Origin of the sequence: Pseudomonas sp. MUP55 (assembly GCF_034043515.1) — a bacterium.
GTDB lineage: Bacteria > Pseudomonadota > Gammaproteobacteria > Pseudomonadales > Pseudomonadaceae > Aquipseudomonas.
In genome coordinates, this window is the sequence record NZ_CP138214.1 from 4,860,402 (window position 1) to 4,884,568 (window position 24,167).

The 24,167-nt window shown below is 59.9% G+C and carries 21 protein-coding genes; 10 read left to right on the forward strand and 11 right to left on the reverse strand.

Going from position 1 to position 24,167, the window contains the following annotated elements:
* The first annotated feature begins 25 nt into the window (after nt 1–25).
* Together SC318_RS21900 and SC318_RS21905 are read left to right on the forward strand one after the other, a co-directional pair.
* Nucleotides 26–640 (forward strand): biliverdin-producing heme oxygenase, encoded by a 615-nt coding sequence (locus tag SC318_RS21900; protein ID WP_320428428.1) that lies wholly within the window; start codon nt 26–28, stop codon nt 638–640.
* Entirely contained in the window at nt 637–2,880 is a 2,244-nt protein-coding gene (locus SC318_RS21905) for an ATP-binding protein (RefSeq protein ID WP_320428429.1), read from the forward strand. The genes SC318_RS21900 and SC318_RS21905 overlap by 4 nt, the downstream gene beginning before the upstream one ends.
* 205 nt (nt 2,881–3,085) lie before the next feature.
* Here SC318_RS21905 and SC318_RS21910 read toward each other — a convergent pair whose 3' ends face one another.
* Together SC318_RS21910 and SC318_RS21915 are read right to left on the reverse strand one after the other, a co-directional pair.
* Entirely contained in the window at nt 3,086–4,405 is a 1,320-nt protein-coding gene (locus tag SC318_RS21910) for an ATP-binding protein (RefSeq protein ID WP_320428430.1), read from the reverse strand.
* Nucleotides 4,402–5,112, reverse strand: a complete 711-nt coding sequence (locus SC318_RS21915) for a response regulator (RefSeq protein ID WP_320428431.1) — start codon at nt 5,110–5,112, stop codon at nt 4,402–4,404. The genes SC318_RS21910 and SC318_RS21915 overlap by 4 nt, the downstream gene beginning before the upstream one ends.
* A 287-nt stretch (nt 5,113–5,399) precedes the next feature.
* On the opposite strand from SC318_RS21915, the gene SC318_RS21920 reads away from it, so the two are divergent.
* The 5 genes from SC318_RS21920 to SC318_RS21940 all read left to right on the forward strand — a co-directional run bounded on the left by SC318_RS21920 (nt 5,400) and on the right by SC318_RS21940 (nt 10,989).
* A complete protein-coding gene (locus SC318_RS21920) occupies nt 5,400–5,606 on the forward strand; it encodes a hypothetical protein (RefSeq protein ID WP_320428432.1) in 207 nt (68 codons plus the stop codon).
* 112 nt (nt 5,607–5,718) lie between these two features.
* Nucleotides 5,719–7,611 carry an alkaline phosphatase D family protein gene (locus SC318_RS21925; RefSeq protein WP_320428433.1) on the forward strand — a complete coding sequence of 631 codons (1,893 nt, stop codon included), beginning with the start codon at nt 5,719–5,721 and terminating at the stop codon, nt 7,609–7,611.
* Nucleotides 7,612–7,726: 115 nt separating this feature from the next.
* A complete protein-coding gene (locus SC318_RS21930; RefSeq protein WP_320428434.1) occupies nt 7,727–8,740 on the forward strand; it encodes a diguanylate cyclase domain-containing protein in 1,014 nt (337 codons plus the stop codon).
* 169 nt (nt 8,741–8,909) lie between these two features.
* On the forward strand, nt 8,910–10,160 hold the full coding sequence (locus SC318_RS21935; RefSeq protein ID WP_320428435.1) for a 2-aminoadipate transaminase: 1,251 nt from the start codon (nt 8,910–8,912) through the stop codon (nt 10,158–10,160).
* A 112-nt stretch (nt 10,161–10,272) separates the two neighbouring features.
* The gene (locus tag SC318_RS21940; RefSeq protein WP_320428436.1) at nt 10,273–10,989 is read left to right on the forward strand and encodes a hypothetical protein; all 717 of its coding nucleotides are present in this window, start codon (nt 10,273–10,275) and stop codon (nt 10,987–10,989) included.
* Between the two features lie 57 nt (nt 10,990–11,046).
* On the opposite strand, the gene SC318_RS21945 is transcribed toward SC318_RS21940, so the two are convergent.
* The gene (locus SC318_RS21945; protein WP_320428437.1) at nt 11,047–12,141 is read right to left on the reverse strand and encodes a pyoverdine biosynthesis transaminase PtaA; all 1,095 of its coding nucleotides are present in this window, start codon (nt 12,139–12,141) and stop codon (nt 11,047–11,049) included.
* Nucleotides 12,142–12,417: 276 nt separating this feature from the next.
* On the opposite strand from SC318_RS21945, the gene SC318_RS21950 reads away from it, so the two are divergent.
* Together SC318_RS21950 and SC318_RS21955 are read left to right on the forward strand one after the other, a co-directional pair.
* Complete coding sequence (locus SC318_RS21950; RefSeq protein WP_320428438.1) at nt 12,418–13,020, forward strand: helix-turn-helix transcriptional regulator; 603 nt, start codon at nt 12,418–12,420, stop codon at nt 13,018–13,020.
* Complete coding sequence (locus tag SC318_RS21955) at nt 13,007–13,885, forward strand: queuosine precursor transporter (protein ID WP_320428439.1); 879 nt, start codon at nt 13,007–13,009, stop codon at nt 13,883–13,885. The genes SC318_RS21950 and SC318_RS21955 overlap by 14 nt, the downstream gene beginning before the upstream one ends.
* Nucleotides 13,886–14,005: 120 nt before the next feature.
* Here SC318_RS21955 and queC read toward each other — a convergent pair whose 3' ends face one another.
* The 8 genes from queC to hmpA all read right to left on the reverse strand — a co-directional run bounded on the left by queC (nt 14,006) and on the right by hmpA (nt 22,391).
* Nucleotides 14,006–14,704 (reverse strand): 7-cyano-7-deazaguanine synthase QueC, encoded by a 699-nt coding sequence (gene queC / locus SC318_RS21960; RefSeq protein ID WP_320428440.1) that lies wholly within the window; start codon nt 14,702–14,704, stop codon nt 14,006–14,008.
* Nucleotides 14,705–14,869: 165 nt separating this feature from the next.
* Nucleotides 14,870–15,757, reverse strand: coding sequence for a heme o synthase (cyoE, locus tag SC318_RS21965; RefSeq protein WP_003176002.1), 888 nt, complete (start codon nt 15,755–15,757; stop codon nt 14,870–14,872).
* A gap of 11 nt (nt 15,758–15,768) precedes the next feature.
* Nucleotides 15,769–16,110 carry a cytochrome o ubiquinol oxidase subunit IV gene (gene cyoD, locus SC318_RS21970; RefSeq protein WP_010206434.1) on the reverse strand — a complete coding sequence of 114 codons (342 nt, stop codon included), beginning with the start codon at nt 16,108–16,110 and terminating at the stop codon, nt 15,769–15,771.
* A complete protein-coding gene (locus SC318_RS21975; RefSeq protein WP_010206435.1) occupies nt 16,110–16,736 on the reverse strand; it encodes a cytochrome o ubiquinol oxidase subunit III in 627 nt (208 codons plus the stop codon). Before SC318_RS21975 ends, cyoD begins: the two co-directional genes overlap by 1 nt.
* A 3-nt stretch (nt 16,737–16,739) precedes the next feature.
* On the reverse strand, nt 16,740–18,758 hold the full coding sequence (gene cyoB / locus SC318_RS21980) for a cytochrome o ubiquinol oxidase subunit I (protein WP_122720239.1): 2,019 nt from the start codon (nt 18,756–18,758) through the stop codon (nt 16,740–16,742).
* Nucleotides 18,759–18,761: 3 nt separating this feature from the next.
* Nucleotides 18,762–19,703 (reverse strand): ubiquinol oxidase subunit II, encoded by a 942-nt coding sequence (cyoA, locus tag SC318_RS21985; RefSeq protein ID WP_027607622.1) that lies wholly within the window; start codon nt 19,701–19,703, stop codon nt 18,762–18,764.
* 790 nt (nt 19,704–20,493) lie between these two features.
* Nucleotides 20,494–21,000 carry a disulfide bond formation protein B gene (locus SC318_RS21995; protein ID WP_320428441.1) on the reverse strand — a complete coding sequence of 169 codons (507 nt, stop codon included), beginning with the start codon at nt 20,998–21,000 and terminating at the stop codon, nt 20,494–20,496.
* A 209-nt stretch (nt 21,001–21,209) separates the two neighbouring features.
* Entirely contained in the window at nt 21,210–22,391 is a 1,182-nt protein-coding gene (gene hmpA / locus SC318_RS22000; protein WP_320428442.1) for an NO-inducible flavohemoprotein, read from the reverse strand.
* A gap of 147 nt (nt 22,392–22,538) precedes the next feature.
* Here hmpA and norR point away from each other — a divergent pair, with 147 nt between their 5' ends.
* Entirely contained in the window at nt 22,539–24,083 is a 1,545-nt protein-coding gene (norR, locus tag SC318_RS22005; protein WP_320428443.1) for a nitric oxide reductase transcriptional regulator NorR, read from the forward strand.
* The last annotated feature ends 84 nt before the right edge of the window (nt 24,084–24,167 follow it).

Genomic DNA, 24,167 nt, shown 5'->3' on the forward strand with positions numbered 1-24,167 from the left:
GAGGCCCTCAGTTCGAGCTCATTGAATGCATTCAAAGGCCCATGACGTTGGTGCGCCCTCCTTGTTGGAAACGTTGCGCACAGGCACGGGGCTGCTGCATGTCGCGTTGGAAAAGCGCCTGCCGTTTTTTTCCGGACAGCTGGATACCGGCTGGTACCGGCGATTGTTGCAGGCGTACTACGGTTTTTATCAGCCAATGGAAGCTGCGCTGTATGGCAGCGATTTAATTCCCGATGGCTATGACGCGGCATCGCGTAAGAAAACACCGACCCTGGTCAATGACCTCTACGCCCTCGGCCTGAGTGAGCACGCCCTCAGCGCCCTGCCTCTGTGCACCCGACTCCCTGCCTTGGACACGCCCGCCGCCTGCCTCGGCGCCTTGTATGTGCTTGAAGGCGCTACACTCGGCGGGCAAGTGCTGCGCCGAGAAATGGCTGGGCGCCTGGCGATCGATGCCGATAACGGCGGTGCGTTTCTGGATGTTTACGGCGTAGAGACCGGCCGACGCTGGAAAGATTTTCTCGACTACCTGGCTCGCCTGCCGCTGGACGCGACCGCCAGAGAGCACGCAGTCATCGCTGCGCGTTCCACATTCAGCGGCTTTGAGCAATGGCTCGACAGCCAGGAGGTACTGCTATGAAACCCGACGATTTTGAAGAGCTGCTTGCCAACTGTGCTGACGAGCCCATCCGCTTTCCGGGGGCGATCCAGCCCCATGGTGCGCTGCTGACCCTGTCGGAACCAGACCTGAACATCATCCAGGTCAGCGCCAACGTGGATACGCTGTTCAACCATGCGCCCGAGGCGCTGTTGGGCCAGCCACTGCACACGCTGATCGGTACGGAGCAGGCGCACGCCGTGCAGGCCATGGCGCAGCACAACACGTTTCTCGATGCGCCAGCGCTGCACGTCACGCTTAACGGCACGCCCTTCGAGGGCCTGCTGCACCGCCATCAGAACGTGCTGATACTCGAATTCGAGCCGCACCTGGAAAATTTCAAACCGCGCGCGTTGAACGGTCGCACCAGTAACCTGGGCAAAATGCTGCAACGCTTGCAGGCGGCGAAAACCCTGCAGGCGCTGTACGAAATCAGCGTGAATGAAATCCAGGCCATGACCGGTTACGACCGCGTGCTGATCTACCGCTTCGAAGACGAAGGCCATGGCCAAGTGATCGCCGAAGCGTCGGCGCCGTCCATGGAGCTTTTCAACGGCCTGTTCTTCCCCGCGTCCGACATCCCGGAGCAGGCGCGCGAGCTCTACCGCACCAACTGGCTGCGGATTATTCCCAACGCGGCCTACGAGCCGGTACCGCTGCTGCCCAAGCTGCGCCCGGACACCGGGCAGGCTCTGGACCTGAGCTTCGCCACCCTGCGCAGCGTGTCGCCGATTCATTGCCAATACATGAAGAACATGGGCGTGCTGTCGTCCATGAGCATCTCGCTGATGAAGGGCGACAAGCTCTGGGGCCTGATCAGTTGCGGCAACCGCGAGCCGCTGCTGGTGCCGAACGAATTGCGCACCGCCTGCCAAACCATCGGCCAGGTGCTGTCGTTGCAGATCAGTGCCATGGAGGCCCTGGAACTGAGCCGTCAGCGCGAGGAAAAGGTCCAGGCGCTGGCGCGACTCGACCAGGCGATGAGGGGCTCGCAGGACACCGTGTTCGACGGCCTGGCCCAACAAGGCCAGTTGCTGATGGATCTGACGCGGGCGGGTGGCGTGGCGATTATCGAGGACAGGCAATTGCACCGCTATGGCAACTGCCCGGAACCGGCGCAGGTTCGTGCCCTGCACAAGTGGCTGCAGGAACGCGACGAAGCGGTGTTTTCCAGTCACAACCTGGCCTCGGTCTACCCACCGGCCGCCGAGTTCCAGCAAGTGGCCAGCGGCGTGCTGGCCCTGCACCTGCCCAAGCCGGTGGACAACGGTGTGCTGTGGTTCCGCCCGGAAGTGAAGGAAAACATCAACTGGAGCGGTGACCCGCAAAAGCCGCTGGACCTGGAAAACGCCGACGGTAGCCTGCGTCTTCGCCCACGCACCTCGTTTGAAATCTGGAAAGTGGTGATGGCGGGCATTTCCACCAAGTGGAGCCATGGCGACCTGTTCGCCGCCAACGACCTGCGCCGCTCGGCACTGGAAAACGACCTGGCTCGCCAGGTAAAGCGCGAGCAGTTGGCGGTGCGTGCGCGTGATGACTTGGTGGCTGTGGTGTCTCACGACCTGCGTAACCCGATGACCGTCATCTCCATGCTCTGCGGCATGATGCAAAAAGCGTTCAGCTCCGAGGGCCCGCACACGTCGCGACGGATCTCCTCTGCCATCGACACCATGCAACAGGCCGCCGGGCGCATGAACGTGCTGCTGGAGGACTTGCTCGACACCTCGAAAATCGAGGCCGGGCGCTATGTGGTCAAGCCCGTGCCGCTGGATGTGAGCCAGATGTTCGATGAGGCCTACTCGTTGCTCGCCCCTCTCGCGATGGAAAAAGGCATCGACCTGTCGTTCAACGCCGAGCCCGGCCTGCTGATCAATGCCGACCCGGAGCGCTTATTCCAGGTGTTGTCGAACCTGATCGGCAACGCCATCAAGTTCACCCCGCGCCAAGGCAATATCGGCATCAGCGCCATGAGCAACGGTGAAGAAATCGTGTTCTCGGTGCGCGATTCCGGCGAAGGCATCGCGCCGGACCAGTTACCTCACGTGTTCGAACGCTACTGGACAAAAACCGAAAACAACCCCACCGGCAGCGGTTTGGGGCTGTACATCACCCAAGGCATTGTCCAGGCCCATGGCGGCCAAATCGTTGCCGAAAGTGAGGTGGGCCGCGGCAGTGAGTTCCGGTTTACCGTGCCCAGGGTGACTGAAGGCTCACTGGCCTGATGCAGCAAGCCCACACACATTTTTGATCGTTCCCACGCTCTGCGTGGGAATGCCGCTTGGGACGCTCCGCGTTCCGCCACCGCTGCACGTTTCGGCAATTGCGCGCGAGTGACGCAGAGCGTCACGGGCTACATTCCCACGCGGGAGCGTGGGAACGATCGTACGCGCGCGCGTGGGAATGATCGTATGCGTTACCGGCCAGGTCTCATACAGGCAATATCACCACCGCTTCCAACCCGCCGCCCTGGCGCTCGCACAGCGTCAGGCTGCCGCCATGCTCCAGCACAATCGCTCGGGCGGTAGACAGCCCAAGCCCTACGCCGCCCGTGCTTTTGTTGCGTGACCCCTCCAGGCGATAGAACGGCAGGAATACATCCTCCCGATGCGCGGCTGGAATGCCCGGCCCCCGGTCCAGCACGCGAATCACCACCTCGCCATGCTTGCTGTGCAACTCGATCTGCGGCGCCTTGCCGTAGTGAATCGCGTTGTCCATCAGGTTGGTCATCACCCGCTTGAGGCCCAGGGGCCGGCCGAAGTACACCAGGCGCGGTGGGCCGCTGAAGGTCAGATCAATGGCCTGGTCGCGATAATCGTCGATCAGGGTCTGCAGCAACTCCGCCAGGTCCAGCTGGGTGGCTTGCTCCAGGCGGGCATCGTCGCGGAAAAATTCCAGGGCGGTGTTGATCATGGCCTGCATTTCATCGACGTCGCGAAACAGTCGCTGCTGCTGGTCGGCATCCTCGATGAATTCACCGCGCAGGCGCAGGCGGGTCAGCGGTGCGCGCAGGTCGTGGGAGATGGCGGCAAGCATCTGGGTGCGGTCCTCGATGAAGTGACGCAACTGCGCCTGCATGCTATTGAAGGCCAGAATCGCCTGGCGCATTTCGTGAGGCCCCACCGGTTCGATCGGCGGCGCGCGAAAGTCGCTGCCAAAGCGCCGCACACCCAGGGCGAAGTGTTGCAGCGGGCGCGCCAGGCGCCGGGTGGCGACCAGGGTGACCAGCGCGGTAGACACCAGCACCAGCGCCAGCACGATCAGGCTGCGCACCCCATCGTCGAGCCCCCAACTGCGCGTGCCTGTACTGAACATCAGCCAGGAGCGATCGGTTAGCTGCATCAACAGCACATACTGGCCGTTGCCGTCCGGCCAGTCGGCAGGTCCATAGACTTCCGTGGGTCGCGTCGGGCCGTCAAGCAGGTGCTTGAATACCTCCTCCCCGGTGCTGAAGTCAGGATCATTGAGCACCGGCAAACCAAGGGCCGCTCGCTGCGCCGCCCAGGTCACGCTGAAAGAGCCGTCGCCGATCACTTGAGCAAGGCGCGTACGCTGCGCCGGCTCGGACGCTTCGATCACGCGGACCACCACGGCGACTTTTTCCAGCAGGCCGGTTTCGGTCAGCGGTGGCCTGGCCCATACCCCTGCAAGCTGTACGAACAGGGCATTGAACGCCAGCGCGGTGATCATCGCGACCAGTACGGTCAGCGCGATCCAACGCGCCACGGTGTCGCGCGGACGCTGGCTCATGAGCGGCTCACGCTGGCGGTGAACTGATAACCGCCATTGCGCACGGTGCGGATCATCGCCGGGCGTTTGGTATCGAACTCCAGCTTGCGGCGCAGGCGACTCACTTGCACGTCAATGCTGCGGTCGACGGCGTCATGGCTATGGCCGTGCGCCAGGTTCAGCAACTGTTCGCGGGTGAGCACGCGCTGGGGATGCTCAAGGAACACCAGCAGCAGGTCGAATTCGCCCGACGACAGCGCAATCATCACCTGGTCGGGTGAGCGCAACTCCCGGCGCGTGAGGTCCAGTTGCCAGCCGTCAAAACGGATCAGCGGGCGCGCGGTCTGCCCCGCAGGCGGTCGGCTTTCACCCGCGCGGCGCAATACCGCACGCACCCGCGCCAGCAGTTCGCGGGCGTCGAAGGGTTTGCTCAGGTAATCGTCGGCGCCCATTTCCAGGCCCACCACGCGGTCGCTGAGCTCACCCATGGCGGTGAGCATGATCACCGGCGTCGCATAGTGCTGGCGCAGACGCTGGCACAGCAGCAGGCCGTTATCGCCGGGGAGCATCAGGTCGAGAATGATCAGGTCGGCGGGCTGATGTTCCATGGCCGTCCACAGCTCGGGGCCACTGGCGACGGTCTCTACCGAATAGCCGTGTTGCAGGAAAAATTTCTTCAGCAGGGCGAGGACTTCAAGGTCATCGTCGACGATTAACAGGTTACTCACCGGCAGGCTTCACTGGGCTGGGTAAAGCCGCCATCTAAAACTATTCAAGGCTGTCCGTCATATATTTCAACCGTGCAATAAAGCGTCAACAGCGCAATAAACCTGACATCTTCGTGCACGGCTGCCATGCAAGCATCAGCCTCGCTTTTGATCGCTGTAATGCTTTTAAACATCGCAGTCATATTTTGCAGCGACGCGTTTATAGCGGCCTCATTTGCGCTGCGATTAAGGTTGGCCTGGCTTCGCGCCAATAGGCGAAGCCATCCTATCCTCAAGAAGGAACATCCATGATCAGCGGAATCAATCACTCACTGGGCAACTTTCAATACCCACCTCTGCAGCAGGATGATGCAGAGCCCCAGCGAAGGAAACGCAGCATCGACTCCACACGGATGCAATTGAATAGCGCCGAGCCTGATGGCACGGCGACCAATGATCGTTCCAGAAAAAGAAGTGGTGGGCTGGACCACCTGGGGCGGGGCAACCTGCTTTAACTGACCGTCTACGAAGGGCAGTGCACGGCCCTTCGTACCTCCCCCTTAACAAAACCATGACATCTGCTCGCTTAAACTCACCGGTTCAATCGAGCCTGGGACCACGACCTGCATGTCGCACTCCGACACATTGCCCGCCGTACTGGCCGGCCCGCTGCTACGACGCCTCGAAGCTCGGCGTCTGGTGTTGTGGCTGGTAGCAAGTCGAGCACTGGAACTGACCCTGAAGCTGCATCTGCCCGCCCAGACACTGAACATTACCCTGGACCAGTGCCAGGTAATACCAGTGGGGCGTCACGCGTTTATTCATTTGATCGATGTGTCGCTGGATGACGCGCTGCCCCTGGACGTCGCGATCAGCTACGACCTGGTATCCGACAACACCGGCATAGCCGACTGGGCACCGCACCTGCTGTATGCCGACGCTCAATACCCCAGTTTCGTGTTGCATAGCCGTATCCACCAATTGGTGCACGGCTCCTGCCGCAAACCCCATCACAGTGCCGACGAAGGTTTACTGTGCGTCGACCGTCTGCTGGCCGAAGCCCAAACCCCGGCCGAACGTCCGGCCTTGCTGATGATGAGCGGCGATCAGGTCTACGCCGACGATGTCGCCGGGCCGATGCTGCGTGCGATTCATGAACTGATCGCACGGCTGGGCCTGTTCGACGAACACCTCGAAGGCGCGGTGGTCGACGACAGCGCCAGCCTCTACGGGCATCCCGCCAGTTATTATCAGCGTGCCGATCTGCTGCCGGCACTGGACAGCAACGAGACCTTGCGCGAGCGCTTCTTCGGTGGCGTGAAAAAGCCGATTTTCACCAGCAGCACCGCCGATAACCACCTGGTGAGCTTCGCCGAAGTCATCGCGATGTACCTGCTGGTATGGTCGCCCACGCCCTGGACGCTGATCACGCTTGAGCGCCCACCGCTGAGCATGGAGCAACAGCAGCGTTACGCCAGCGAAGAGGTTCGGATCAAGCGATTCCGCGACGGCCTGCCGGGTGTCGCGCGGGTCTTTGCCCACCTGTCGACCTTGATGATCTTTGACGACCATGACATCACCGACGACTGGAACCTCAGCGCCCAATGGGAAGAAACTGCCTATGGCCACCCCTTCTCCAGGCGCATCATCGGCAATGCCTTGCTGGCTTATCTGCTGTGCCAGGGCTGGGGCAACCAGCCGGATGCGTTTGGCGAACTCGTGCGCCAAACCCAGGCGCTGACCACCCAGGCCCAGGCCAACCACCTGGACGCCGCCGCGCAGGACGCATTACTCGAAACACTTCGCACATTCCAGCACTGGCACTACGTACTGCCTACCACGCCAGCATTGGTGGTGCTCGATACCCGCACCCGGCGCTGGCGCAGCGAGTTCAGCCTCAAGCGACCCTCCGGCCTGCTGGATTGGGAAGCCCTGAGCGAACTGCAGCAGGAGCTGCTCGATCATCCTTCGGCCATTATCGTCTCGCCCGCACCGATTTTCGGCGTAAAGCTGATCGAGACCGTGCAAAAAGTGTTCAGCTGGTGCGGTTACCCATTGCTGGTGGACGCCGAAAACTGGATGGCCCATCGCGGTGCCGCCCAGGTGATTCTCAACATCTTCCGCCACTCCCGCACACCGGGAAACTACGTGATTTTGTCGGGTGACGTGCATTACTCGTTCGTCTACCACGTGCTGATCCGCCACCGCAACGCTGGTCCTAATATCTGGCAGATCACCAGCAGCGGCATCAAGAATGAGTTCCCGCCACGCCTGCTGGAATGGTTCGATCGTCTCAATCGCTGGCTCTACTCGCCACGCTCGCCGCTCAACTGGTTTACCCGGCGCCGCACCATGCAGGTGGTACCGCACATTCCGGAACATGCAGAGGCCGGCGAGCGGTTATGGAATTCAGCAGGAATCGGCCAGGTATTTTTCAACGATCAGGGCCAGCCCGAGATGATTTATCAGCACAATGCAGATGGAAAACCTCGCACGAAAATGATCGCGCCACGCCCCTGAACGGCAAGTTTGCCCTATTCAAAGCCCGCCAACGGCGGTGTACAGTAGCTCAGCCACGGAGTCCCGGCGTCAACACCCGCTGGCTTTGAAGCCAGTCCACGCAGGAAGCGCGTAGATGGACGATACAACCGGCAACGAACCGCTGCGCAATGACTTTTCCGAACTCAGCGCCGACATGTTTCACGCAGTCATGGAACTGGTCAGCGATGGGGTATGGGACTGGAATGCCAACACCGGGTTCGTCTACCGCAATCCCGGCTGGTACGAGATGCTGGGCTATCCGCGCCACTCCCTGGAAAACAGCGTATTCAGTTGGGAGAACCTGATCCACCCCGAGGATTTTGCGCGCGTGATGACCGGGTTTGATGACTATATCTGCCAACGCGCCCCCCATTACCGAGCCGAGTATCGCTGTAAAAAACACGACGGCACTTACCTCTGGATCGAGGACCGTGGCTACGTCATTGCGCGCAATCCCGACAACTCGGTAGCCCGCATGGTGGGCGCGCACCGCAATATCCATACACGCAAATCTTCAATAGAGCGTCTTGAAGAGCGTAACCGATCCCTTGAGGCCTTGGTGATCGAGCGCACCCTTGAATTGTCGCGCGTCAATCAGCAGCTGCGGTTACAGCTGGACGAAAACCGCTCCCTGGCCGAACGGGATGCTCTGACGCGCATCGCCAACCGTTATCGCCTGGAACAGGTTTTGCTCCAGCAGTGCGAACGTGCCGAGCGCTTTCGCTTGCCACTGGCCCTGGTGGCGATGGATATCGATGACTTCAAGCCGATCAATGACCGACACGGCCATGCCGTAGGCGACCAGACGCTGATACAGGTAGTGGAGGGCCTGGAAGCCTGCGTACGGCCAGGTGACCTGCTGGCCCGCTGGGGCGGCGACGAGTTCATGCTGGTATTGCCCGACAGTACTGTGGAGACGGCGAAGGAGCTGGCCGAAAGGGTGCGCCGTAAAATCCAGGAAATGCCCGCCGTCGGAGATACCAGGATCACCCTGAGCCTGGGCGTGGTGGAACGGCGGATCGGCGAGTCACCGGCAGCCCTGATGGCGCGCGCCGATCAGGCGTTGTATCGGTCCAAAGCGGCGGGGAAGAATGGCGTGTCGGAATAAATAACCGGTAGCCGCCTGTGCCCATTGACGCTCGGCGCGTATTGGAGCCTGGCAACCCGAGCGCACATCGCGACTTTTAATAATGATCCGGCGACTTTATTTCGTTTGCGGCAAGGGCACTGGCGCGGCTTAGATAAAACCCAGCCCATCACTGCCGAGTCAACGATTCATGAGCCGCGAAACGATCAGCCAATCGATCTCCATCGTCCACCCCATCAGCCTCAGCCACGGTAAAAACGCCGAAGTCTGGGACACCGAGGGTAAGCGCTATATCGATTTTGTCGGCGGCATTGGCGTACTCAACCTTGGCCATTGCCACCCGGCCGTGGTGGACGCCATTTGCGCGCAAGCAACCAGGCTCACTCACTATGCGTTCAACGCCGCGCCGCATGTGCCCTATATCGAATTAATGGAGCGCCTGACCGCCTTTATTCCGGTGAGCTACCCGGTCAGCGGCATGCTCACCAACAGCGGTGCCGAGGCTGCGGAAAACGCCTTGAAGATAGTGCGCGGCGCCACCGGCCGCACGGCGGTGATCGCGTTCGACGGAGCGTTCCATGGGCGTACCCTGGCCACCCTCAACCTCAATGGCAAAGTGGCGCCCTACAAGCAAAAGATCGGCGTACTGCCAGGTCCCGTGTACCACCTGCCCTACCCCAGCGCCGACAACGGCGTGACCTGCGCCGAAGCGCTGAAGGCCATGGACCGCCTGTTCAGCGTGGAAATCGACGTCAACGATGTCGCCTGTTTCATCATTGAGCCGGTACAGGGCGAAGGTGGCTTCCTCGCCCTGGATATGGCGTTCGCCCAGGCTCTGCGACGCTTTTGTGACGAGCACGACATCCTGTTGATTGCCGATGAGATCCAGTCCGGTTTCGGTCGCACCGGGCAGCGCTTTGCCTTCTCGCGCCTGGGCATCGAACCCGACCTGATCCTGCTGGGCAAAAGCATTGCCGGCGGCGTGCCGCTGGGGGCGGTGGTGGGTCGCAAGGCACTGATGGACAACCTGCCCAAAGGCGGGCTGGGGGGGACCTACTCCGGCAACCCCATCGCCTGCGCCGCCGCCCTGGCAACGCTCGACGTCATGACCGATGAACACCTGCAGGCATGGGGCGCTCGGCAGGAAGAGGCCATCGTGCGACGTTATCAAGCGTGGCGCGCGCAACACCTGTCGCCCTACCTGGGCCGTCTCACTGGTGTGGGTGCCATGCGTGGCATTGAACTGGCGCATGCCGACGGCACGCCCGCCGCCAAGCAACTGAGCCAATTGCTGAGCCTGGCGCGCGCTGCCGGCCTGCTGCTGATGCCCAGCGGCAAGTCGCGGCACATCATCCGTTTGCTGGCCCCGCTGACCATCGAGCCGGCCGTGCTGGAGGAAGGGCTGGACACGCTCCAGGCGTGCCTTGAGCAACTGGACTAGACGCGTGCCTTCGCTTGACGCTCTGACGGGGCGCCTTGACCTGACTCCCCTGCCCCCTGAAAATGCCCGACGCTTTTTTGTCTCTCCCGTTTACTGAAGTAGTGAAATTTCAATGTCCGATTCGTACACCGCTGAATCCGCCGAAGCCTCCGTAGTCGCCTTGCACGCCAAAGCCGAGTACGAAAACGCCATCCATCTTTCACAGCATGTGCCAGCGGCCAAGATCATCAGCGAAATGGTGCTGGACGCGTTTCATACCTCCAAGGAAAGCGACCAGATCCGCGAGTTGCGCCTGGCTATTCGTCAGGCCCACGACGCCTTCGACGATGACAAAGCCTACGACCTGATGGGCCAGCTCAAGCAATTGAAGGACGCCGAGGCCGCCGATAACGCCGCCCTGGAAGACCTGAGCAGCAAGTTCTCCATCAGCCGCATCCTGTCCAGCTTCAAGGACGACCCTGACTTCCAGGAACTGGTCTATGGCCTGGCCCTCAAGGTGCTGAACCAGTCGCACCAGGCCATCAGCAACCCAAGCGCCGGCAAGGGCAAGGCCGCACGCGCCAAGAAAGAAGCCGAAGTGTTTGTGATCAGCAAGGATGGCATCAGCGTCACCCTGCCGCTGCGCACACCGCGCTCCAAACTCAACGTCGACCGTGAAGCGTTCGAGTTCCTGGGGTTCAACTTCGTTGGCGAGGGCGATGAGGCCGAGCTGGACGTGGAGAGCTTTGTGGATAACGCGGGTACCGAACAGCCGCTGAGCCGCAAGAGCGTGATCACGGCGCTGCAACAGCAGACCGCGTTTGACGGGTACAGCATCGCCCAGCAGTAACCCATGCCGGCATCCACGTGGGAGCTCACCCGCTCCCACGTCAGTGTCCAGGTTGTTTCAGCCAACGCGTTGCACCTGCGCGGCAAAAACCTCGCGAAAGCGCTCCATCTCCTGGCGGTTACCTACCGTCACCCGCACCCACTGCGGCCAGTTCTTCCATACCCGCCCTACCAGCACATGCTGCTCAGCCAGCCGCTCGACCAGCTGTTGCGCCGGCTGCCTGACGTCGATCATGAAGCAGTTGCTGTGGGAAACCGTGCAGGCAAACCCCAGCCCCTTCAGCCAGGCAATAGTCTCATCCCGCACGCTGGCATTGAGCGCTTTGCGTTGGCCCAGCAGCTTGACGTCTTCCAGGCTGGCATGGGCGCCCAGCAGGCCGGCACCGGCCGGGACGTTGTCGCCGCCAAACACCGCGAGGCGCTCCAGCAGCGCAGGATGGCCGATGGCCAGACCGATGCGCGCACCGGCCATGCCGTAGATTTTCGAGAACGTGCGCAGTACCAGCAGGTCGTCGTGATCCTTGATCCAGCTCACGCAACTTTGGGCATCGCAGAAGTCGATATAGGCTTCGTCCACCACCAGCACGCTGCCTTCGGGCTTGTTCGCCAGCGCTTGGTGGATCGCCTCGGTGGGGGTCAGGGTGCCGGTCGGGTTGTTGGGGTTGCACAGGTACAGCATGCCGGCCTGGGGGTCCGCTGCGAGCATGGCCGGCACATCATGGGCATGCTGGGCATCAAGGTCGACTTCGTGCACCGGTGCCTTGTTCGACTCCGCCGCCTGGCGCGGTACTTCGTAGGACGGCGTGGCCATCACCAGGCCACGGGTTGGACCGGTGAACGCCAGCACGGCATAGCGCAGAGCCGCCATGGAGCCGGCGAACACAGCCACGTTGTCCTCGCCGATGCCTTGCTGCTGGGCAAACAGCGCCGCCAACGCGTACATGTGCGGGTAGGGATAACGCGCCGATGCCGCGTTACCGCGCTGCATGGCCTCGAGCGCCGCTTTCGACGGCCCATAAGGGCTTTCATTGTAATTGAGCAGTACGTAGTCAGAAGCCGCCGGCGCAGGGCTTGCGAGCGCCCAATCCAGATGCCCAAGCACCGGCAAGGCCGCACCCAGTGCGAGAACGGACCGACGACTGACGCTGACCATGGTGACTACTCCTTGTAGGCGGACGGGAATTCGTACGTGTCGTACAGAGGAGTATGACGAGGAATATGTCGCCCGATTTAGCATCACCTGGTTAACCCAGCCAACGCCGCCGACCGCGCCTGACCTGCCGGAACGATGCACGCAGCGCTTTATTGTCGAGGATGACGCATGTAACACTCGTTGCCAGGAAGCCGAAAATACGCCACGACACGCTCTAGGCTGCTGGTCTCGCGCGGCAATGGACGATCATGACAAGAAGGAACGGGTGAGCACGTGATGCACAGACGGGAAAAAACCGAGCACCTCAAGAGCAACATCAGGTACTTGATCAAAAGTCGCGGCGAAACCCAGCTTTCGTTAAGCAGCGCCGCCGGGCTGACCAGGACCACCATCTACAACATCCTGGAAGGCAAGGTCGCCAACGTACAGCAGTCGACCATCCGCAAGATCTCCGACTTCTTTGGGGTCTCCTATGAAGAAATCGAGACCATCAATTTCGAAGCCAAGGAAATCATCGAGAGCAATGTTTCCCCCTTGGGCAACATGAACCCGGCAGCGGTGCCGGTGCTCAAGGAAAGCCTGCTCATGCAGAACCTGGGCAAGCGCATCGGCGAACTGTCCACGCTGTTTCCGCTGACTTACTACTTCGGCCTGTCCTGCAATTTGATCGGCGTGCTGCTGGAACACGGGATTCCCGGCATCAATGAGCCGGGGGACCTGCTGATCGTGCAAAAAGGCGTGTCCAGTGACGACAAGGAAAAGCTGATGTACGACCGCGCTACCAAAAAGCTGTTCATCAGCCTCGAACCCTGCGCGAATTCAGATCGTTTGTGTGTCATCGGCGATATTTTCGAGGAACGCTTCAATGACCACGGCTGAAGTGAGCGCTGAAAACAGTAAATACAAGCTGCTGGGCTTTGAGAATGACAAACGCCTGGCCGTGGTCATGGTGATCGCCACCGGCAAGGTCATCAAGATCAAGCTCAGTGAAGTGCTCAACAGCGAAATGATGGACAACTTCAACAAGCTGGAAATCAAGAACCTCTACAAGAAGTTCTACTCGCAGGCCGGCACACTCACCGCGTACGACATGAACGACCGCAATGAGAACTCATGGATGATCTACATCATCCTGAACCTGTTGCTGTTCACGTTTTATATCTTCACCAGCATCGCGGCGACCAAACCGATTTACCTGGAATCGATGGGCATCATCGTCACACCGGGCACGTTCCTGTACCCGCTGACCTTCCTGATCGTGGACCTGCTGAACGAAAACTTCGGGCTGCGCCTGGCCCGCAGGGCGATTCTGTTTGCGTTTGCCAGTAACGCGATGATCATCATCCTGCTCTATAGCTCGACCTTCCTGCCGGGTTTGCCGGGCTGGAAACTCGATGGGCCTTACAACGACGTGATCCTGCAAGTGTCGTCGGTGCTGATCGCCTCTTCGGTGTCGTTCCTGGTGTCGGAGAACATCAATTCCTACCTGCTGTGCAAAATCAAGGAACTGACCAACTCCCGATACCTGTACCTGCGGATTTTCCTCAGTACGTTCTTTGCGGTCATCATCGACAGCTTCCTGTTCTGCTTTATTGCCTTCTATGGCGTCATGCAGACCAGCGACCTGCTGAGCATGATCTATGTACAGATCGCGATCAAAGTCGGCTTTGCGTTCTTCAATATCCTGCCCGCCTATGGCGCGCGTTCGTTGTTCAAACGCTACCTGACCAGTGCCAGCGCATAAGCTCTATGGGCTACTGCTCATGTGGGAGGGGGCTTGCCCCCGATGGCGGTGTGTCAGCTGAACATGCATTCACTGACACGGCCTCATCGGGGGCAAGCCCCCTCCCACATTTGGACCTCACTATTTCAGCTGCAGCTTGTGCTTGAGGCTCTGCATGACATCGGCCTTGTTCTGCAGGTACTCATTCAGGCCGCGGGCGCGCAGGTTGCACGCATCACATTCGCCACAGCCGGTGCCGATGATGCCGTTGTAGCAGGTCAGTGTCTGCTCGCGCACCAGTTCCAGTTGCCCGTGGTAATCGGCCAGGGCCCAGGTCTCGGCCTTGTTCAGCCACATCAGCGGCGTGTCGAGACGCACGTCGTATTCCATGCCCAGCTTGAGGGCCTGGTTGAGCGCTTTGACGAACTCGTCACGGCAATCCGGGTAGCCCGAAAAGTCGGTTTCGCAGACGCCGGTGATCACGGTCTCAGCCTTCACTTGATAGGCGTAGATCGCGGCGAGGGTCAGGAAGAGGATATTGCGCCCCGGCACGAAGGTGCTCGGCAGGCTTTCACCTGAGCTGTTCACGGTGGGCACGGGGATGTTGTCGCGGGTGAGGCTGCTGATCGCCAGCTCATTGAGCAGGGATACGTCCATCACTTTGTGCACGGTGGCGCCCAGCTGTTTGGCCAGCTTTTGGGCCACTTCGATTTCCGCCACATGCCGCTGACCATAATCGAAGGTGATGCAGTGCACTTCGTCATACAGCTTCAGCGCCTGGATCAAGCAGGTGGTCGAATCCTGCCCGCCACTGAACACCATAACGGCTTTTTTACTCATTGCGTTGCTTCCCGCAGTCGTGGAATTAAGTGTAGGAGCGAGGCGGGCGGCTAGCCCTTGCTCGCGAAAAACATCAACGATAACGCAGCGCATCCGGTTTGACACAGCGGTCAATAAAAAACCCCGCGCATCTTTCGAAGGCGGGGCTTTTCACTGCAAGACCACTCAGTGGGCGTAGGTCAGCAACAGCTCTTTCGGCACTTGGAAATCCAGGGACATCATCACGCTGAGCGCGGTGATGGTGAAGATCGAGAACACGAACAGCTTGCGCGCCCAGACGGTGTCATCCACCGCCTTGTAGCCGGTCCAGGCCATGTACAACCAGTACATGCCCATGGCCGCGGCGACGGCGAGGTAGCTCATGCCGGCGTAGCCACTGAAGGTCAACATCAAGGTCGCCACGAGGAAGGCCAGGATGTAGAGCAGGATGTGTTTCTTGGCCACCTGGATGCCACGCTTGACCGGCAGAACCGGAATCGACGCAGCCAGGTAGTCATTGAAGCGGAAAATCGCGATGGCGTAGGAATGCGGCATCTGCCACAGGCTGAACATCACCAGCAGCACCAGCGCGGCCATGTCGAAGCTATTGGTTACAGCCACATAACCAATCACCGGCGGCATCGCCCCCGACAGACTGCCCACGAGCGTGCCGTGCACCGACTTGCGCTTGAGGTAGAGGCTGTAGAGGCCGACATAGATGACAAAACCGATCACGGCAAACAGCGCCGCCAGCGGGTTGGCCACCTTGTACAACAACACCACGCCTGCAACACCCAGGACGGTCGCGAAGATCAGTGCCAGTTTCAGGGAGATAAGGCCCTGGACCAGCACACGATTCTTGGTGCGCTCCATCTTGATGTCGATGTCACGGTCGATGCAGTTGTTGAACACGCAACCGGAAGCAACCACCAGGGACGTACCGATCATTGCAGCCAGGAAGATGGCCAGATCGACATGTCCCTTGGAGGCCAGGAAGAAACCGCCCGCCACAGAAAGCACGTTACCGAAAATGATCCCCGGTTTGGTGATTTGGATAAAGTGCTTAAGCGACATCGGGTTTTACCTCACTTCGCCATCATGAACGTATGGATGCTGAACATGATCCAGATCGACAAGCCAACCAGCAGCAGGATTACCAAGCCTGCGAACACGAACGCAATCACGTTATCGCGCTGCTCTTTGGAGCGATCCAAATGCAGGAAGTACACCAGGTGAACCAGCACCTGAATCACCGCGAACGCCAGTACGATCATCAGGGTGATCGACTTCGGCAGGGTCGGGTACATCACCAGACCGAACGGGATGAGCGTCAGGATTACCGACAGGATGAAGCCGATGGCGTACGACTTGACGCTGCCGTGGCTCGCATCATGGCTGTCATGGTCATGGGAGTGTGCATTAGCCATTACAGGGTCCCCATCAGGTAAACAACGGTGAAGACGCAGATCCAGACCACGTCCAGGAAGTGCCAGAACAGGCTCAGGCAGCTCAGGCGGGTCTTGTTGGTGTTGGTCAGGCCGTGCTTATTGACCTGATACATCATCACCGCCATCCACAGCAGGCCAGCCGTTACGTGCAGACCGTGGGTGCCTACCAGCGTGAAGAACGCGGACAGGAAGCCGGAACGGTGCGGGCCGTAGCCTTCGGAGATCAACAGGTGGAACTCGTTGATCTCCATGCCGATGAAGCCCAGGCCGAACAGGAAGGTCAGTGCCAACCAGCTCAGTACGCCCTTCTTGTTGCCCTTGTAGAAGGCCAACATGGCGAAGCCGTAGGTGATCGAGCTGAACAACAGCAAGGCGGTTTCGCCAAGCACGTAAGGCAGTTCGAAGATGTCGTGGCCCGATGGGCCACCCGCTACGTTGTTTACCAGTACCGCGTACACCGCGAAGATCGACGCAAACAAGATGCAGTCGGTCATCAGGTAGAGCCAGAAACCGAAAACGGTCATCGGCCCAGAGTCGTGGTGATGGTCATCGTGCCCATGGTCATCGACATGGGCGTGTCCAGCATTGGTCACTAAGTTCGACATGGTTTAAGCCTGTTCCAACGAGGTTTCTACACGGTTGGCCGGGATTTTCTTCTCGGCGACCAGGCGAGCGTGCTGCTCGGCTTCGATGCGTTCGATCGTTTCGACCGGCACCATGTAGCCTTGATCATCACGTGCGGCGTGGACGATGAAGTAACCGATGGTACCCACCAGGCCCACGATCGCCAGCCACCAGATGTGCCAGATCATCGCGAAACCGAACACGGTCAACAGCGCACCCATCACCACGCCAGTGGCGGTGTTGTTTGGCATGTGGATCGGCTCGTAATGCTTAGGACGCTGGTACGCAGTACCGTCTTCCTTGGCTTCGGTGAACGCATCGATGGTGTTCGCAGTAGGGATCACGGCGAAGTTGTAGAACGGCGGTGGCGACGAGGTCGACCATTCCAGGGTGTGGCCATTCCATGGGTCACCGGAGTCGCAAGCGTTCTGCTTACGGTCACGGATGCTCACGTACAGCTGGATCAGCTGGCAGGCGATACCGGCAGCGATCATCAGCGCACCGAACATGGCGACGTACAGGTACGGCACCCACTCAGGGTTGGTGGTAGCGTTCAGACGACGGGTCATGCCCATGAAGCCCAGTGCATAGAGCGGCATGAACGCAACGAAGAAGCCCGAGATCCAGAACCAGAATGCAGCCTTGCCCCAGCCTTCGTGCAGCTTGAAGCCGAACGCTTTCGGGAAGTAGAAGCTGAAACCAGCGATGTAACCGAATACCGCACCACCGATGATCACGTTGTGGAAGTGAGCGATCACGAACAGGCTGTTGTGCAGTACGAAGTCAGCACCCGGGATGGCCAGCAGTACGCCGGTCATGCCGCCGATGGCGAAGGTCACCATGAAGCCCAGGGTCCACAGAACCTGGCTGGTCATGCGCAAACGACCGTGGTAGATGGTGAACAGCCAGTTGAATAGCTTCACCCCCGTCGGGATGGAAATCAGCATCGTCGCCAGGCCGAAGAAGGCGTTGACGCTGGCACCCGAACCCATGGTGAAGAAGTGGTGCAACCACACCATGAAGCCCAGTACCGAGATTGCGCCCGATGCGTAGACCATCGAGTGGTGACCGAACAGGCGCTTGCCGGTAAAGGTCGAGATCACTTCGGAGAAGATACCGAACGCTGGCAGGATCAGGATGTACACCTCAGGGTGACCCCATGCCCAGAACAGGTTCACGTACATCATTGGATTGCCACCAAGTTCATTGGTGAAAATGTGGAAATCCAGGTAACGGTCAAGCGACAGCAGCGCCATGGTAGCGGCCAGGATCGGGAACGAAGCCACGATCAGCACGTTTGCCCAGGTGCAGGTCCAGGTGAAGATCGGCATGTCCATCAGTTTCATGCCGGGGGCGCGCATCTTCAGGACGGTGGCCAGGAAGTTGACCCCCGTCAATGTCGTCCCGAGTCCCGATAACTGCAGCGCCCAGATGTAGTAGTCCACACCCACGCCCGGGCTGTATTGCAGGCCCGACAGAGGTGGATACGCAACCCAACCGGTCTTGGCGAACTCGCCGACGCCCAGGGACAGGTTGATCAGTACAACGCCGGATACCAGCAGCCAGAAGCTCAGGGAGTTCAGGAACGGGTAGGCAACGTCACGGGCACCGATCTGCAGCGGCAAGGCAAGGTTCATCAAGCCGGTGAAGAATGGCATCGCCATGAAGATGATCATGATCACACCGTGGGCGGTGAAGATCTGGTCATAGTGTTCAGGCGGCAGGTAGCCAGGCGAACCCTCGGTGGCCATGGCCAGCTGGGTACGCATCATGATGGCGTCGGCAAAGCCACGCAGCAGCATGACCATGGCAACGATGACGTACATGACACCGATTTTCTTGTGGTCGACAGACGTCAACCACTCGGTCCACAGGTAGGTCCACTTCTTGAAATACGTAATGGCTGCAAACAGTGCCAGACCACCCAGCGCGATCATGGCGATGGTCACCATTACGATCGGCTCGTGGAATGGGACCGCGTCCCAACTTAATTTACCAAACATCGTTTACTCCTCTGCCCCAGCAGTTGAATGCGAGCCCGTGTCAGAACCTTCAACCGCGGCCACTTCTTTCTTCTCGTGCTTGACCGGCTTGCCTGGCTTCATACCTTCGTACTTGTCGACGATTTTCTGAAACAGGTTCGGCTCGTACGCGGAGTACAGGGCGACTGGGTTGTTCTGGCTTGGTTTGGTCAGGGCGTCGTATTCAGCTTGATCAAGCTGTTTAGGTGCGGCCTTGACTTCGGCTACCCAGGCGTTGAAGTCTTCCTGGCTCGTCGAGATCGCTTTGAATTTCATGCCGGTGAAGCCAGCGCCGCTGTAGTTCGCGGAGATGCCTTCCATTTCAGCTTTTTCGTTGGCGATCAGGTGCAGACGGGTCTGCATGCCTGCCATCGCATAGATCTGGCCGCCCAGGGCTGGAATGAAGAACGAGTTCATCACGGCGTCGGAGGTGATCCGGAAGTTCAGCGGGGTGTTCTCCGGGAACCGGATCTGGTTCACCGTGGCGATACCCAGGTCCGGGTAGATGAACAGCCACTTCCAGTCCAGCGCGACCACTTCGATGTTGATCGGCTTGACGTCGGATTCCAGCGGACGGTACGGGTCCAGCTCGTGGGTCGACTTATAGGTGATGTAACCCAGGGCGATGATGATGAGGATCGGGACCAGCCACACCGCGATTTCAATCTTGGTGGAGTGCGACCACTTCGGCGCGTAGGTCGCGCTGGTGTTCGACGCGCGGTATTTCCAGGCGAAGGCGAAGGTCATGATAATCACAGGCACCACGACCAACAGCATCAGCAGGGTGGCGGTGATGATCAGGTTTCGTTGATCCAGACCGATCTGTCCTTTCGGGTCCATCAAGGTCCACTTGCAGCCTCCCAGCATTAACATCATGCCAAGCAGCGGCAAAAAGCCTAGTAATCGGGGGTACCTGTTTTTACTCATCTCACGACCTCTAAAGCAGCTTGCGCAATGCAGTTGGGTTTTGATCGCCAACACTTCACCCTGCCAAGGGTTGGCATTTCTCTTCGATTGAATAAGAGCCTGCCCGTCACGTCATAGCTGTACGTTTCACGGACCTGCGGTGAGTTCTTATTCGATTTCGTGGCTAAAGGCCTTGTTACAGACCAATTCCATTTGGTGCGGATAGTTGAAGGCTGCCGGAACCTGGGGTCGCACAGAGCCTTCCATCTGCTCCTCGACCGCTCCAATGCTCAAATATTGAACAGCACCGGACATTCAGTGCGGGCGATTGTAGTTAGCTAGCGATGTATAAACCATGTCTGATAAAGAAATAATTTTTATCGATTACAGCAATAATCCTTCACCATTCCTGTAAAGGTTCGCGACTTTATCGCGTTGGATTCTCAACAAAAACCACAAAAATTGCGCTGTTATTGGGCAGATTGCCACTCCCCTTACGGCTTGTAAGGGCATGGCAAACGCAGCGAAGTGCCCATAAAACAAGGCATTTACACAACGCTTGTGGGCTGAAACTCCACGGGTTTGGCGGTGTCTTTCAAGCCACGAAGTGACAGCACAATTTGCACGGCAGATGCAAATTCGGAGGCCGCTTCGGCGAGTCAGAAACCATCTGCGACCGCCTCCGTGTGACAACATGTCGCACACTGCGCGCACCATTCTTTGCCGCTCGTCACGGCTCCTTCACAAATCCCCACACACAAAAACGCCCCGGCCTCCACTCAAGGAGACCGGGGCGTTTTGTTGAACGGGTTCAGGCTTTGGGGTGGCGATTGCGATAGATGCACAACGGCACCAGGATCACCGTCAGCACGAAGGCCACCAAGGCCCATTGCGCCAGCGAAAGGCCGAGGATGGGCGGATAGGGCGTGCTGCAGAAGCCGTCGACCTGAAAGCCCAGGGGAAACACTTTGGCCAGGGGCAGCTCATCGACGATCGGCTGCAACACATCGATGCCGCAGCTGACCTGAGGGAAGAACTGGGTGTACACGTGATGACCGGCCGCGGCCACGCCGCCCAAGGCGCTGAGGACCACCAGCCCTTCAAAGAACGTGACGGCTCCCTTGGTACGCATCGCGGCGCCGATGAACGCAAAGAGCGCAATCAGCAGCAAGGCGTAGCGCTGCAGGATGCACAGCGGGCACGGCGCTTCGCCCAACACCACTTGCATGTACAGCGCGCCGCCGATCAGCGCCAGGCAGATGATGCCCAGCAACACCAGAAAGCGCCGCTCCCTGCCCAAACGCATTTCGTCACTCATCCCCGTTTCCCTTTCTTTGTTGTGCCAATGGCGCAAGTTTACACACAGGCACCCGTTAAAACAGAGAGGGGTTAACAACGGATTAATCAGGAAAAATGAAGCGTTAAATGTGGGAGGGGGCTTGCCCCCGATAGCAGTGGATCAGCCAGCTTATGGGCAACTGACCCAGCGCCATCGGGGGCAAGCCCCCTCCCACATGGTTAAGCGTGTTACTCCAGGGCGGCAGCCGGGCCGAAGAATTCGTAGCGGCTCTGTTTCTCCGGTACACCCAGGGCCTTGAGGTGGCGCTTGATCGCCGCCATGAAGCCTTTAGGGCCCAGGAAGTAGGCATCAATGTCACGCTGCTCGGGCAGCCACGCGGCCAGTTGCTCCTGGCTCAGCAGGCCGACGGTGTCCGCCGCCGGGCTCACGCCGTCATCCTCGGCGTAGCAGTAGAAGCGCTTGAGCTGCGGGTGCCTGGCCGCCAGGGTGTCCACCCAGTCACGGAACGCATGCACCGAGCCGTTACGCGCACAGTGGATAAAGTGCACGGGGCGCTCGGTGGCCAGTGCCGCTTCGAGCATCGGCAGGGTGGGCGTAATGCCCACACCGCCGCTGATCAGCACCAGCGGCTTATCGCTGCCGGCCAGGGTGAACTCGCCGGCAGGCGGGAACAGGTCAATGCTCGCGCCGACCTGCAGCTGGTCATGCAGGTAGTTGGACACCCGCCCACCGGCTTCGCGCTTGACGCTGATGCGGTACAGGCCGCTATCGCTCAACGCCGACAGGGAATAGTTGCGGCGTACTTCCTCGCCATCGAGCACCAGTTTCATGCCGATGTACTGGCCGGGGGCAGCCTCGAGGATCGGGCCGTTGTCCACCGGGGCGAAGTAGAACGAGGTAATTTCGTCGCTCTCCTCCACGCGCTTGACCAGCAGGAACGGCCGCGCACCGCGCCAGCCGCCGGGCGCCTGGGCTTTTTCGTCGTAGATAGCCGCTTCGGCACCGATCAGGATATCCGCCAACTGACCGTACGCCGCGCCCCAGGCACTCATCACCTCTGGGGTGGCAATCTCGCTGCCCAGCACTTCGGAAATTGCGCGCAGCAGGCAGGCCCCGACGATGGGGTAGTGTTCCGGCAGGATCTGCAAGGCCACATGCTTGTTGATGATCTTGGCCACCAGGTCGCCCAACTGGTCCAACTGGTCGATGTGCCGCGCATACATCAGCACGCCATTGGCCAAGGCACGGGGCTGGTCGCCGCTGGCCTGGTGGGCCTGGTTGAACAGTGGGCGAACTTGCGGGTACTCGGCCAGCATCATGCGGTAGAAATGGGTGATCAACGCTTCGCCGCCGCTTTCCAGCAACGGCACAGTGGATTTGATGATGGCACGGTCTTGGGCACTCAGCATGGGAGACTCCTGGGTCTTTTAACGAATTGCTCTTAGCTACTCAGTAATCGTGCCAACTCATAAAAGCCTATTTTTCAACGACTTAAAGATTGTGTAGTCAGAATAACCTCCTACACATTATAGTCATAAGGACTACAAGGAGTCATTATGACTGCGCAATCGCTGCTCACCACGCTGCTGCCCCTGGTCGCTGACTTGTCGCGGGAACTGCCTGAAGGCGAGCGCTATCGACGCCTGCTGCAAGCCATGCGCGCCCTGCTGCCATGTGATGCCGCCGCGTTGCTGCGCCTGGAGGGCGAGTGGCTGGTGCCGCTGGCCGTGGACGGCTTGAGCGCCGACACCCTGGGCCGACGCTTCAAGATCAGCGAGCACCCGCGATTCGAAGTGCTGCTGAGCAGCCCCGGCCCCACCCGCTTTGACAGCGACAGCGACTTGCCCGACCCCTATGACGGCCTGGTCGATGGCCTGCACGGGCACCTGGAAGTTCACGATTGCATGGGTTGTCCGCTGTTTATCGACGACCAACCGTGGGGCCTGCTGACCCTGGACGCCCTCGACACCGAACGCTTTGAGCGGGTCGAACTCGATGCCCTGCAAGCCTTTGCCAGCCTCGCCGCGGCCACGGTCAACGTCGCCGAGCGCATTGAACGCCTGGCGTTGCGCGCCGAAGACGAGCACCAGCGTGCCGAAATCTATCGCCAGGCCAGCGGTCAGCAGCACACGGAGATGATCGGCCAGAGCAAGGCGCACAAGCACTTGGTCGAGGAAATCAAACTGGTGGGCGGCAGTGACCTGACCGTGCTGATTACCGGCGAAACCGGCGTCGGCAAGGAGTTGGTTGCCCAGGCGATCCACGCCGCGTCCTCGCGAGCCGACAAACCCATGATCAGCCTCAACTGCGCCGCGCTGCCCGAAACCCTGGTGGAAAGCGAGCTGTTCGGCCATGTGCGCGGCGCCTTCACCGGTGCGCTGAATGAGCGCCGGGGCAAGTTCGAACTGGCCAATGGCGGTACGTTATTTCTGGACGAGGTGGGCGAGTTGTCGCTGACCGTGCAGGCCAAACTGCTGCGGGTGCTGCAAAGCGGCCAGTTGCAGCGCCTGGGGTCGGACAAGGAGCATCAGGTGAATGTGCGCCTGATTGCCGCCACCAATCGCGACCTGGCCGAAGAAGTCCGTAATGGCCGCTACCGCGCCGACTTCTACCACCGCTTGAGCGTCTACCCCCTGCGGGTGCCAGCGTTGCGTGAACGTGGGCGCGATGTGCTGCTGCTGGCCGGCTTTTTTCTGGAACAGAACCGCTCACGCATGGGCCTGGGCAGTCTGCGCCTGACGGGCGATGCCCAGGCGGCGCTGCTGGCCTACGACTGGCCGGGCAATGTACGCGAGCTCGAACATTTGATCGGACGCAGCGCGCTCAAAGCCCTGGGCCATCGCCGCGAGCGGCCGAAGATCCTCAGCCTGAGCGCTGTGGATCTGGACCTGCCTGCTGTCAGCGCAACCCCCGTCCAAGCACCGGTTGCTGCCATTACCGAAGTCACCGGCGACCTGCGCCAGGCCACCGAGCACTACCAGCGCCAGATCATCAGCGCCTGCCTTGCGCGCCATCAACACAACTGGGCCAGTGCCGCCCGCGAATTGGGCCTGGACCGCGCCAACCTGGGCCGAATGGCCAAGCGCCTTGGAATGAAATAACCAGGGTCAACTCAATCAATGTGGGAGGGGGCTTGCCCCCGATAGCAGTGTGTCAGCCAGCACATTGGCAACTGACCCACCGCC